This is a genomic window from Shewanella sp. SM55 (assembly GCF_025654025.1).
GTDB classification, from domain to species: Bacteria; Pseudomonadota; Gammaproteobacteria; order Enterobacterales; family Shewanellaceae; genus Shewanella; species Shewanella oncorhynchi.
This window is the reverse complement of sequence record NZ_JAKKRS010000014.1, coordinates 57,676-70,736: the sequence shown is the minus strand read 5'-3', so window position 1 is coordinate 70,736 and position 13,061 is coordinate 57,676. Positions and strand designations below refer to the sequence as shown.

Sequence of the window (13,061 nt, the reverse complement as noted above, 5' to 3'; positions counted from 1 at the left end):
TATGCCAATTTATCAATACCGTGGACGCAGTGGTCAAGGTCAATCCGTTACGGGACAATTGGATGCCGCGTCGGAAAGTGCCGCTGCTGACATGTTATTGGCGCGTGGCATTATCCCCCTTGAAGTCAAAGTCGCCAAAGTGGCTAAGTCGTTCTCACTGACTAAGTTATTTGGTGGCAAAGTCGCGTTAGAAGAATTACAGATTTTTACCCGACAAATGTACTCCTTGACCCGTTCTGGCATTCCTATTTTGCGGGCAATAGCAGGCTTATCTGAAACGGCGCATTCCCAGCGAATGAAAGATGCGCTTAATGATATTTCAGAGCAGCTTACCGCAGGGCGCCCCTTGTCATCATCCATGAATCAACATCCCGATGTGTTTGATTCTTTGTTTGTTTCTATGGTGCACGTGGGGGAGAACACGGGTAAGTTAGAAGATGCCTTCATTCAACTTTCAGGTTATATCGAGCGTGAGCAAGAGACGCGGCGACGAATTAAATCGGCCATGCGTTATCCCATGTTTGTATTGATTGCGATTGCACTCGCTATGGTGATCCTCAATATCATGGTGATCCCTAAGTTTGCCGAGATGTTTTCTCGCTTTGGCGCCGACTTGCCGTGGGCGACAAAAGTGTTGATTGGTACATCAAATCTATTCGTGAATTATTGGGCGCTGATGTTGGTGGCGCTGATTGGCACTATTATTGGCATTCGTTACTGGCACCATACGGAAAAAGGTGAGAAGCAGTGGGATAAGTGGAAGTTACACATTCCCGCCGTAGGGTCGATTATTGAGCGTTCGACGTTAGCCCGTTATTGTCGCAGTTTCTCTATGATGCTCAGTGCGGGCGTACCGATGACGCAGGCCTTAAGTTTAGTGGCCGACGCGGTAGATAATGCCTATATGCACGACAAGATAGTCGGTATGCGCCGTGGCATAGAGTCTGGCGACTCTATGCTGAGGGTATCGAATCAGAGCAAGTTATTTACACCACTAGTGCTGCAAATGGTGGCTGTGGGCGAAGAAACGGGGCAAATCGATCAATTACTCAATGATGCGGCAGATTTCTATGAGGGCGAAGTAGACTATGATTTAAAGAACCTCACCGCGAAATTGGAGCCAATTTTGATCGGTTTTGTGGCCGTGATTGTCTTAGTGTTAGCCTTGGGGATATACCTGCCAATGTGGGATATGCTCAATGTGGTCAAAGGCGGTAAGTAAGCGATATGGATAATATTTATTTCCTATCTTATACGTGGGACTGAGGTTAAATGCAGACTCAGCAAAAGGCTGAAAGCGATCTATTACGTATCTATGGACGTATGATCGCCATTGGAATTGTATTGGTTATCATGGCGGTGATCGGAGCTAAGTACTTTTTTACGCTACCGCAAATTGCGGCTCGTGGATTGGAAGTGGAACACGCTCGTTTTTTAAATGTGCTGGTGATGGTGCGTTCCCAGTGGTTGTCTTTGGGTAAGCCGGCGCAATTGCAGTTGAACTGGGAGGTATTTGATAATCCCTCCCTAGAAACTGAGTCGAGTGTTGTCGATATCAATGATTTAGGATGGCCACAACCTAAGCACTTAAATGCTCAAGGCTGCCAAGATTTGTGGCAACAGTTAATGGGCGCTGAAACTGATAATTTAGGTCTAGAGGCGGATTATTTGGCTAAGGATAATAGCTGCCACTATCGGTCTAAAAATGGCGATAGTTTAGGCTATCAACTGAACTCTGGCAGGGTCATTTTTTTGACTGCTCCGTAAAATATTGTTAACTCAATGGCTTTTTAAAATTGATTTAACTGTTAGAATAAAATTTCTGAGGTCTGGGGACATATATATGAAAACTAAGCAAACAGGGTTCTCATTAATCGAACTTGTGATTGTGATTGTGATTTTGGGTTTACTCGCCGCAACGGCGATCCCACGATTCTTAAATGTCACCGATGATGCTGAAGATGCCAGTGTTGACGGTGTTGCGGGTGGTTTATCGACTGCAGTTAGCTTTGTGCGTTCTCAGTGGGAAGTTGATGGGCGTCAAAATAGCAGCGTTATTCTCGACGGTAACACAGTAAATGTCGATACACGTTTTGGCTATCCAACGGGAACTTCAGTAACCAGTGCGACAGCTATGACAAATGCCAGTTGCCAAGAAGTGTTTAACACTGTGTTGCAGAGTGCTCCACGTAACGTATTATTTAACCAAGATGCACGTAATCAACGTTATACCGCTCGTGTTATTAACGCCGCAGGCGGCAGTGCTAACTCAATTACTGGCGCAGTCGTCGCAGGTTTAGATTTATGTGTTTATCACCAAGTGGCTTCACTGGTACTAAATCAAACGAATGGTGTACCCACTCCTGCCCCTGATTTAACAACGGTAGGTGCTAAGGGAATTGTGTATAACCCAGGCACAGGCAGAGTATTAAGCTTCACTCAAACACCATTTGTACCATAGACAGTAATTAATAGTTTTATTTTGTTCATGTTTTAAGTAGCTTAGTTTAAAAGTAATAGAGTCTAAAAGTGACTTAACTTAATTAGTACTCACATGAGTACTCACTTAGAAAGAAAGGTAGTTTTATATGAAAAGACAACAAGGTTTTACCTTAATTGAATTAGTTGTAGTGATCATCATCTTAGGTATTCTTGCTGTCACAGCGGCACCTAAGTTTATTAACCTGCAAGGTGATGCGCGTGTTTCTGCTTTGAATGGTCTAAAAGCCTCAATCCAAGGTGCAAATAGCTTGGTTTATTCTAAAGCGGCCTTGGCTGGAGAAGAGAAAAAAGCTGCAACAGCAACTCCTCCTCCTTCTGTTGATATTGGCACAGGTACTAACGCAGTTACGCAATTTGGCTATCTTCAAGCAACAGAAATTGAGTTGGAGAATGCTATAGAAGTGAGCTTTGATGAAGGAACCAGTGCTACAGATCCAACAGTTGCTACTGACACCGGTGCAGATTGGATTATATTTGAAGGTACGGGTATTGTGACCATGTGGCAAAAAGGTGCTCCAGCAGAATGTCGTTTTACTTATAAACAAGCAGAAAGTGCGACAGTTGCTCCTGTTTTCTCTGCAATTCCTGATGCTTCTGATTGTTAATATGCATTTATTAAAAGGCCTGCCTAGCAGGCCTTTTTTTTAGATAAAATGCGGTTCTTACATGATTTTAAATAAATGAGTCCGCCAAGAGTTTTCCGACATTTATTTGCGTTAATCATATCGTTGGCAGAAACTGAACCTAGTACATGAAATCAGCAATTAACGCGAGTGATGCTTAAATTCTCTATGTCAAAACAGGCCGGATTTACTTTAGTAGAATTAGTAACGACCATCATCTTGATTTCAATTCTTGCTGTGGTTGTACTGCCACGCCTGTTTACTCAGTCTTCCTACAGTGCCTATAGTTTACGTAATGAGTTCATTAGCGAGCTGCGTCAAGTACAGCAAAAAGCGCTCAATAATACCGACAGGTGTTTTCGTGTAACCGTTTCTGGCACTGGCTATCAAGTGAGTCAATTCTCTACCCGAAATGGGGCGGTTTGTTCAGGTACTGCATTATCGCCAAACCCGCTTTATACCCAAGCTTTTCAAGGTGGTGCTCAATTAGTGCTAGTGAGCACTAACAGCAGCAACTTTACCCTTGATTTCGATATCAATGGCCGACTTTTTCCAAGCTGTAATGGTGATTGTATTCGCGTGACCGCAAATGACACTGTGATGATTAATATATCCTCCGAGGGCTATATTTATGCGAAGTAATGCTCTCTCTAAAGGCCATATTCAAGCCCGCCTGTTGGGTTTTACCCTTATCGAATTAGTCATTGGTATGTTAGTGATTGGCATTGCAATAGTGATGCTAACCAGCATGTTATTCCCCCAAGCTGATCGTGCGGCCAGTACCTTACATAGAGTACGCAGTGCTGAGCTTGCACATTCGGTGATGAATGAAATCTGGGGTAAACGTTACGATCAAAACACCAATGCCAATGGTGGCACGCCAGCCTGTGGTAGTCAGCTAGGGAGTAATTGCTCAACGTCATTAGGCCCTGAGTTCGGTGAGAGTCGAAACAACTTTAACGATGTGGATGATTACAACGGCTTAAATGAAACCGCGACTATGCTCAATTCGACCCAAACCTATGCAAATGCTTATCCTAACTATCGCTTAAGCGTCACAGTTGCCTATGGCGCAGTGTCCAATACTAAGCTAGTGACGATTAATGTGACTACGCCCGACAACGAAGTGATTACTTACAATATGGTGAGGAGTAATTACTGATGGCCTCACCTTTATCTACGGTTAATAAAAAATCCACACTAGGTTTTACCTTGGTCGAGATGGTCACTGTTATCTTGATTCTGGGGATTCTCGTGGTCGGGGTAAGTAGTTTTATTATTTTTGGTACGCGGATTTTTGTTGAGTCGAGTTCAGTCGATCAAGTGCTAAGTCAGAGCCGTTTTGCTGTTGAGCGAGTGACCCGTGAGTTGCGTAGTGCCTTGCCTAATAGCCTGCGAGTTAATACCGATTCGCTAACCTATCAATGTATTGAATTTGTGCCTATCGAAGCCAGCACGACTTATCTAACCATGCCAATTGTGCCTGCTGCTGCCGCGAGCACTGGGATAGTTATTCTAGATAATACGGTGAGTGCGATTCGTGTGAATCAATTCGCTTGGATCTATCCCTTGATTGATGCCGATGTGTATAGCAGCGCGAGACAAAAGCGAGCGCAGGTTAAAACGATTGCTACTGCGCCTTCCCCTTTGGAGCATCAAGTGACGCTGACTTTTACTGCGCCAACACGTTTTGCAGAAGCATCACCACGGCAAAGGATCTATTTTGGTTCGAGTCCAGTGAGCTATTGCTTTGAAAAGGGGCCAAGCGGCAATGAATTACAATTATTGCGTTATGCTGGTTATAACTTTAATGCCGTTCAGCCAAATCCTGCCGCTATGCCTGCCACTATGGGCACGGGCGTGCTAATGGCGCAAAGTGTGGCAAATGTTTTAAATAATGGTGCTGATTTACCGCTGATTTTAACGCCATCTAGCCTAGTGAATAATGCTATGGTGCATTTACAACTGCGGTTTAATGTAAATGGTGAGACGTTCCAATATCGACATCAAGTGCAGGTGATCAATGTCCCTTAATTCACATTGTCGCTCGGTAGGGCGTAACTCAGCATCCAGATCATCACTATCAAGATCGTCCTCTCACGCTCTGCCTGCGCGTCAACACGGCAGTGCATTGATTATTGGCGTATTTGTGATCACTGTGATGTTTCTACTGGCGTCAGCTCTGATCAATATAGTGGAAGACGGGGATACTGGATTAACCCAAGAAGTGTGGGGCACGCGAGCCTTCGCCGCTGCGAACAGTGGCGCCGATGCCGCATTGGCAACATTATTCCCATTAAATGGTTCAGTTGGCATTTGCCCTGCAACGAGCACTTGGAATCCTCCTAATGTAACAGGTTTCCATGCCTGCACTGTGACCTTGACGTGCAAAGCCTATGCGGTAGGTACCACCACCCAATATCGAATCAACAGTAAAGCGGTATGTGAAAGCGGCGAGACCCGTGTTAGCCGACAAGTTGAGGTAGAAGCCCGTGGGAACTAAGTTATCAAAAATGGTATTTAACAAAATAATGGCCAAATTCCCATTAATCCTTTTACTCCTAATCACGGCATTTACATCCCATTTGGCAAAAGCAGATTGGACTAAAACCTTTATAGAAGGTGTAAACAATTACGATAGAAACGGTTCAATTACCTTCAACAGTTCTTATTTATACAATGCCCCTAATAATGCAGGTCGTTGGTATAGTGACTTGCCAACTTATAACTATTTTCAAGGAGGAAACAGCTTTGACAATTTGTGTGTAACATCTAACAACTCTTATCGTTGGTGTCGTTCTGGAGACTATATTGCAACTTTACCTTCTAATCGTGTTGATTTTTCTCAGTGCACTTCTTCAAGCCCTGACAATGTTGGGCCCCCCACGTGGGATAATACGCGAATTAATGTAACTGAAGGTGAGTATAATAATATTGTTCTTGATGGAGGTTCAGATAAAACAATTCGGTTCGTTAGCAATAATGGCGTGTATAAGATGAAGTCGCTTACTGCTACTTCGGGCCGTATTGAGCTGGCTGCTGGACAATATTGGATTGAGAATTTATCTATTAATGACGGTGTAACTCTGGTATTCCCATCAACTGGTACCGTGTCATTTTTTATTAAAAATAACTATAGGCATTACAACTTAAACACAGTTGGGCAACCAGAAAAATTTCTCATTTATAGCTACTCAAATTTCACTCTCAATGGAGGGGCATATCTTAAATCCTATGTTGTTGCTGAAGGGAATGCGGTGCTAGAGGGGAGTTCCTCTTTGGAAGGAGCTATTACTGCTAGAAATATTAGTTTAGGTGGCAATAGTAGTATTAAATTTGACGATAATGCAGCAAAGATTGATGTTGTTCCAAATTGTAATCCTGCACCTGTTTTACAATGCTTTAACGATAATTTCTCCCAAAGCACTTTGAGTAATGACTGGGTTGTTTCTAAAAGTAGTGGAGGATTTACCCCTTCTATCCAAGGCGGTCGATTACGCTTAACCGAAGCTAAATCTGACCAATCTACGGCATCTACCTATCAAAGACTCTTTCCTGGAAAAGCTAACTTAGTGGAGATCCAGTTTGATCACTATGCCTATGGTGGCAATGGTGCCGACGGCATTGCGGTAGTGTTATCGGATGCTTCTATAACGCCGCAGCCTGGCGCCTTTGGCGGTCCATTGGGTTACGGTTATAAACCTGGTATTAATGGGTTCGCGGGTGGTTGGCTTGGGTTTGGTATTGATGAGTTCGGTAACTTCTCCGGTGAAGGCGGTAGTTCTAATGTCGGCCAGCGACGCCAGTCCGTTGCGGTTCGCGGTTCGGGTGTCGGCACGTCAGGATATAATTATTTACGCGGCGCTTGTAGTAATGGCACTACTAATACGAACGGTAGTTGCTTATCGCCTGCGGTAGACGGCAATAATGTGTCGCCTGCGCACAGGTATAAAATCACAATTGATTCGCAAGCCGCGAATCAATCTATTGTGAAAATTGAGCGTAATACAGGTTCGGGTTTTGTGACTTTAGTTCCCGCATTTAACGCCGCAGCACAAAATGGTCAGGCGGCCATTCCAAGTGATTTTTTATTGTCTTTAACGGGCTCAACGGGGGGCTCAAATAACAACCACGAAATCGATAACGTGCAAATTTGTGCTTTAAAATCAAATCCTATTGGTGCTCAGATCGATCATTTTGAGTTTGATCATACGGGTCAAGGTCTGACCTGTAATGCTGAGACGGTAACGATTAGAGCCTGTGCCAATGCCAATTGTAGTCAACTCTTTACTGCACCTCTTAGCGCAACCTTATTACCTGATTCTGCGGCAGATGGCGTATGGGTTGGCGGTAATCAAGTGAGCTTTAGCGGTGGCACGGCGCAACTGCAACTGAGGCGAAATACTCCTGGTGTAGTGACTTTAGGCGTGAAGGGCTCTAATCCCACCACTAAACCATTAAGCAAAACCCTTTGCCGTATTGGTAATGGTGGTTTGAGTGAAAACAATTGTTCACTCACCTTTGCCGACAGTGGTTTTGTATTCGATGTACCCGATAAGCGTGCGAATCGCCCCGAGCAAGTGTTAGTCAAAGCGGTGAAAAAATCCGATGTGACGAAGCAGTGTGTCCCAAGCTTCCAAAGCCAGACCAAAACGCTGAATTTCTGGAGCAGTTACCAAACGCCAAGCGCGCCTATCTCGCCTAAAGCCGTCACCATCAACAATATGGTAATTGGCACCTCGAGTGCCTCGCCTACGGCGGTGAACCTGCTGTTTGATACCAACGGACAAGCAAGCATTTCAGTCAATTACCCTGATGCAGGTAAATTACAACTAGATGCAAAATATACAGGGACAGGTGATGAACAGGGCTTAGTCATGGCAGGTTCAGACCAATTTGTCAGCGTACCAGCGGGATTGTGTGTTAAGTCTGTAGATGCCAATGCTAGCTGCTCAAACGCGAATATGACGTGTAATGTTTATCGTAAAGCGGGTCAAACCTTTGGCATGACAGTACAAGCGATGGCATGGGAAAAAGATGGCGATCCGGACTTTTGTTCGGGCAACTTACCCACGCCTAACTTTAGTGATGCGCAGATGAAGCTTGCCAGTAAAGTCGTTGCGCCAAGCATTGCCAACGGCGGACTTGATGGGGCGTTAGGCGTGGCATCCTACAGCCACTCGGCGCAGGCCAATAATCTCAATACCATCAGCAATCAGACCATCAGCGAAGTTGGAGTATTCCAAATTGCAGCGCAGGCTAGCCCAAATTATTTAGGGACGGCAAGCAGCTTAAATATTCCAATTGGATATTCAGCTAATATTGGCCGTTTTGTGCCCGATAGATTTTTAATCAGTAACGTATCGGTCATACCTGCCTGTGGCGGCTTTAGCTATATGGATCAGCTGTTCCCTATGTCGATGGAGCTCAGTGCTTTAAATATCGCGGGGGATATAACGAAAAACTATTTCCCGCCATTTTCCCTTGCCACGGCAAAACTGGTGGGAGAAAACAACAATAATGGTGTTGATTTACAGAGTCGCTTAAGTGCCTTACCTATAAAGGCTGATAGTTGGAATCAAGGTGTGGCGACGGTCGATGCTTCTTACCAAGCTAACTTTAGTCGGGTGACCCCAAATGTGGCGACGAATCTGTATCAGGATGGCCCCTTTGAGCTGCTCGATATTGGCGTGCAATTGATGGATAACGATCCTCGGCCGAATGGGCTTTACAGCTATGTGGCCTCACCAGACATGGATGCGGCATCAACAGGTACTTGCACTAACTGTAATGCTAAGAAAATCAGCACTCAAACCCTTCGTCATGGCCGTGTAGTGATGGATAACACCTATGGTCCTGAGACGGAAATACTGCGTATGCCGACACGGGCCGAATTTTGGAATGGCAGCTGGGCCTTAAATACTGCCGATAACTGCACAACGGCAGTGTATGCTTTGGGTTCGCAGGTTGATCATTCCGCTCTTGGTTACAATTTTGATCCCGACTTAGTGGCGGGACAAAGTGTTGTGCGTTCTGGCGGGACTGCAACATTCCAAGCTGGCCAATTTGAGTTACTCTGGCAAGCCGTTACAACAAGTGGGTTGCCATACCGCGGCCAAGTGACGGCGCCCTTGGATGTGCCGACATGGCTAGAATGGTACTGGAATTGGAATGGCGTATCGCCAACAGCGGTCACTGAACCGCGGGCAAGTGCGTATTTTGGTCGTTATCGAGGGCATGACAAAATAATCTATTGGCGTGAGGTAAACTAATCTGAGTTATTTCTCTCATTAAATTGAACTCAGGCTTTCCCTTGAAATGGGCTGCCATTTCACTTATTGGAAGTCGACGAAAACGCTTGTAACAGATTCTAAATGCAATGCCTTAGTTTTATATTTGTTGCTGAATTGTATGTTCACTCGTTTTTTGTTGCTGATATTTTCGTCAATAAACAGTATTTTCCGCTTAAATACTGTTTTTTACGTGGCGATTTGAAAAAAAATCACTTCATTAGCGATTGTTAACCTCCTCGGTCTTGTGGAATCAGGGTGGCATTGATAAAGTTAGCTGATTTTTCTTTTCTTCTGACTCCACAGAATACAGGCTAGTTACATGTTTAAGAAGCTACGCGGCATTTTTTCTAATGATCTATCGATCGATTTGGGTACAGCTAACACATTAATTTATGTTCGTGGCGAAGGCATAGTCCTCAATGAGCCTTCTGTTGTTGCTATACGTGGTGAGCGTAGTGGCTCCGGTCAGAAATCTGTTGCCGCGGTCGGCACAGAAGCTAAACAAATGCTAGGCAGAACGCCTGGCAATATCCAAGCTATCCGCCCAATGAAGGACGGTGTTATTGCAGATTTTTATGTGACGGAGAAAATGTTGCAGCACTTTATTAAACAAGTGCACAACAATAGCTTTTTTCGTCCAAGTCCACGCGTGCTTGTGTGTGTGCCCGTTGGTGCCACTCAAGTAGAACGCCGTGCTATTCGTGAATCAGCCATGGGCGCTGGTGCTCGCGAAGTGTATTTAATTGAAGAACCAATGGCAGCTGCGATTGGTGCGGGTTTACCCGTATCTGAAGCGACCGGCTCTATGGTGGTGGATATCGGTGGTGGTACCACTGAAGTCGCGATTATTTCACTTAATGGTGTAGTGTATTCGTCTTCGGTACGTATCGGCGGTGATAAGTTTGATGATGCGATCATCAACTATGTCCGCCGTAATTACGGGAGCTTGATTGGTGAAGCCACGGCTGAGCGTATCAAGCACACTATCGGCACTGCTTATCCTGGCGATGAAGTGCTAGAGATCGAAGTCCGCGGCCGTAATTTGGCAGAAGGTGTACCTCGTAGCTTTACACTGAACAGCAATGAAATTTTAGAAGCCTTACAAGAGCCATTATCTGGCATCGTAAGTGCTGTGATGGTGGCGTTAGAACAATCTCCACCAGAATTAGCTTCAGATATTTCTGAGCGCGGTATGGTGTTAACTGGCGGCGGCGCTTTATTGCGTGATTTAGACCGTTTATTAATGCAAGAAACCGGAATTCCTGTAATGGTGGCGGACGATCCATTGACCTGCGTAGCACGTGGCGGTGGTAAAGCCCTCGAAATGATTGATATGCACGGCGGCGATCTGTTCTCCGAAGAAACCTAATTTAACTTCGGTATGGGGCGGTTAATCACCGCCTTAGCTTTCCTATGAAGCCAATTTTTGTTCGTGGTATTTCAAACCAATTCCGTCTGACACTGGCAATTATTTTGTCGGTGGCTTTGCTCGTGGCTAATCATCGCCTCGATCCTGTACGGCAATCGTTATCCTCTTTTTTTAGTCCATTGCAGTATTTAGCGAGCGTGCCTGGTGTTGCGCTTGACTGGTCGTCTGAAAGTTTTGCCACCCGCAATATGTTAGCGTTGCAGAATAAAGAGCTGCTCAGGCAGCAACTGCTGATGAGTGAACGCTTACAGCGTTTCGAACACTTACGCCAAGAAAATGAACGTTTACGCGCACTGTTGGGCTCACCAGCCTACCTTGATTCGCGCAAAATGGTGGCTGAAGTATTGGAGGTGGCTAGCGATCCTTTCCATCACTATGCGGTGTTAAACCATGGTTCACGCAGTGGTGTATTTGTTGGGCAGCCTGTGGTCGATGCTCAAGGGGTTGTTGGCCAAGTGGTACAAGTCAGTGAAATAACCAGTAGGGTGTTATTGCTCTCCGATGTATCACACGGATTACCTGTGCGTATCACCCGTAATGATGTGCGCCTTGTTGCCAATGGTACGGGTGAGCTAGATGAAATAGAACTGCGCCATGTGGCCAAGAGTACTGACATTCGTGTCGGCGATTTGCTGGTCACATCAGGTTTAGGGAATCGTTTCCCGGAAGGTTATCCGGTCGCGCGGGTTATGGAAGTGTTGACTGAAGATGGTCAAAGTTACGCTCGAGTCACCGCCCAGCCTTTAGCGGCGTTAGATCGTATTCGTTATTTATTGTTGATTTGGCCATCTCCCGATTCTGGTGTGACTTTACCGAGTCAGCCTACCGTGCCTGCTGCGGATCATTCATCGAGCGATAATGTACCAAAAGCAGATAGCGCTGTTCCTGCTGGCGGAAGTGTCACGCCAGCAGAGGCTTCTAAACCTGTGACCGCGCCTGCGACCAAACCGTCAACGGAAACCACTCCTCCTGTGGCTGAGGTGCATTAATGAGTTTTCAGGCCGCCAATGGGCGCTTTATTGTTTGGGTGACATTATTTATCGGCGTGATCAGCCAGATCATGCCTTTGCCAAGTGCTGTTGATGCTTGGCGTCCAGACTGGCTATTAATGATTGTTCTCTATTGGTCTATCGCATTACCCCACAGATACAACATCTTAACCGCATGGGTTTTAGGCCTAGTATTAGATATTTTATTGGGAGCCACCTTAGGTGTGCGCTCTTTAGCCATGTCTTTGGTTATTTATATCGCTATCTTGCATTGCCAGCGTTTGCGAAACTTCCCTCAATGGCAGCAGTCGTTAGTGATCATGCTACTGATTTGTATTTATCACTTAGTGATTTACTGGGTGGAATTTGTGATGCAAGAGGCTGTTTTCAAAACGGATCTATTTTTACCTGCGATTTCAGGATTAGTGATCTGGCCTTGGATATTTTGGATTTTACGTCGGGTTCGACGTCATTATAAGGTTCGTTAACTGTGGATTTAGTTTTAGCTTCAACTTCGCCACGTCGCAAAGAATTATTGGCACAGATTGGATTCGGTCGTCCTGAGTTTAGTTTCACGCAAGTGGCACCGGATATTGATGAAACTGTGCAACAGGGCGAAGCGCCAAGGGATTATGTACGACGTTTAGCCGCTGAAAAAGCCCAAGCTGGACTGGCATTATGCGCAGATATGTCACAGCCTGCTGTATTAGGTTCTGATACTATCGTAGTGCTTGAAAATCAAATATTAGGTAAACCGCTGGATGTGGCCGATGCTAAGCAAACGCTCAGTAAACTGTCTGGCCGAACGCATACTGTGATGACGGCTGTGGCACTGACCTACAAAGCAGGCGAGTCTGACTCAACCTTAAAAGCTTCAGTGCGCTTAGTCGAAACACAAGTGCGTTTTTGCGCTTTATCGACAGCTGACATTGAGGCTTATGTGGCTTCAAAAGAGCCCATGGATAAGGCGGGCAGTTATGGCATTCAAGGGCTCGGCGGTTGCTTTGTGGCTGCAATTGAAGGCAGTTATTCTGGCGTTGTAGGTTTACCTCTGGTTGAAACGCGTGAGTTGTTAGCCGAAGTTGGCTTTATTTAACTGCTGCTGGTTGCTTATATTGCGATTTTGGCTTGAGGTTAGAATGAACCTTATTGGCGTTTAGGGCTCTGAATCGAGTACTCCAATGACGTTGACCTTGTTCCTTTATTCGGTTTTCATGCTTAGAGA

The 13,061-nt window shown here is 45.4% G+C and carries 13 protein-coding genes; all 13 read left to right on the top strand.

Annotated elements, in window-relative coordinates:
• The first annotated feature begins 1 nt into the window (after position 1).
• Positions 2-1,222: a type II secretion system F family protein gene (locus L5L91_RS16655; protein ID WP_126491075.1), complete on the top strand. Its 1,221-nt coding sequence runs from the start codon at positions 2-4 to the stop codon at positions 1,220-1,222.
• Between the two features lie 50 nt (positions 1,223-1,272).
• The gene (locus L5L91_RS16650; protein WP_263178676.1) at positions 1,273-1,767 is read left to right on the top strand and encodes an MSHA biogenesis protein MshF; all 495 of its coding nucleotides are present in this window, start codon (positions 1,273-1,275) and stop codon (positions 1,765-1,767) included.
• Between the two features lie 76 nt (positions 1,768-1,843).
• Entirely contained in the window at positions 1,844-2,461 is a 618-nt protein-coding gene (locus L5L91_RS16645; RefSeq protein ID WP_105251278.1) for a prepilin-type N-terminal cleavage/methylation domain-containing protein, read from the top strand.
• A 127-nt stretch (positions 2,462-2,588) separates the two neighbouring features.
• Positions 2,589-3,107 carry a prepilin-type N-terminal cleavage/methylation domain-containing protein gene (locus tag L5L91_RS16640; protein ID WP_107881443.1) on the top strand — a complete coding sequence of 173 codons (519 nt, stop codon included), beginning with the start codon at positions 2,589-2,591 and terminating at the stop codon, positions 3,105-3,107.
• A 171-nt stretch (positions 3,108-3,278) separates the two neighbouring features.
• Positions 3,279-3,767 (top strand): type II secretion system protein, encoded by a 489-nt coding sequence (locus L5L91_RS16635; RefSeq protein ID WP_219250723.1) that lies wholly within the window; start codon positions 3,279-3,281, stop codon positions 3,765-3,767.
• Positions 3,757-4,287 (top strand): type II secretion system protein, encoded by a 531-nt coding sequence (locus L5L91_RS16630; protein ID WP_263164333.1) that lies wholly within the window; start codon positions 3,757-3,759, stop codon positions 4,285-4,287. The genes L5L91_RS16635 and L5L91_RS16630 overlap by 11 nt, the downstream gene beginning before the upstream one ends.
• Positions 4,287-5,159 carry a PilW family protein gene (locus L5L91_RS16625; RefSeq protein WP_173247169.1) on the top strand — a complete coding sequence of 291 codons (873 nt, stop codon included), beginning with the start codon at positions 4,287-4,289 and terminating at the stop codon, positions 5,157-5,159. Before L5L91_RS16630 ends, L5L91_RS16625 begins: the two co-directional genes overlap by 1 nt.
• On the top strand, positions 5,149-5,628 hold the full coding sequence (locus tag L5L91_RS16620) for an MSHA biogenesis protein MshP (protein WP_173247166.1): 480 nt from the start codon (positions 5,149-5,151) through the stop codon (positions 5,626-5,628). Before L5L91_RS16625 ends, L5L91_RS16620 begins: the two co-directional genes overlap by 11 nt.
• Positions 5,629-5,656: 28 nt before the next feature.
• Positions 5,657-9,397, top strand: coding sequence for a DUF6701 domain-containing protein (locus tag L5L91_RS16615; RefSeq protein WP_263164347.1), 3,741 nt, complete (start codon positions 5,657-5,659; stop codon positions 9,395-9,397).
• A 340-nt stretch (positions 9,398-9,737) separates the two neighbouring features.
• Positions 9,738-10,787: a rod shape-determining protein gene (locus L5L91_RS16610; RefSeq protein ID WP_105251284.1), complete on the top strand. Its 1,050-nt coding sequence runs from the start codon at positions 9,738-9,740 to the stop codon at positions 10,785-10,787.
• Between the two features lie 44 nt (positions 10,788-10,831).
• The gene (mreC, locus tag L5L91_RS16605) at positions 10,832-11,836 is read left to right on the top strand and encodes a rod shape-determining protein MreC (protein WP_263237169.1); all 1,005 of its coding nucleotides are present in this window, start codon (positions 10,832-10,834) and stop codon (positions 11,834-11,836) included.
• Positions 11,836-12,324, top strand: coding sequence for a rod shape-determining protein MreD (gene mreD, locus L5L91_RS16600; RefSeq protein WP_105251286.1), 489 nt, complete (start codon positions 11,836-11,838; stop codon positions 12,322-12,324). Before mreC ends, mreD begins: the two co-directional genes overlap by 1 nt.
• Positions 12,325-12,326: 2 nt before the next feature.
• Complete coding sequence (locus L5L91_RS16595) at positions 12,327-12,932, top strand: Maf family protein (RefSeq protein ID WP_263237167.1); 606 nt, start codon at positions 12,327-12,329, stop codon at positions 12,930-12,932.
• The last annotated feature ends 129 nt before the right edge of the window (positions 12,933-13,061 follow it).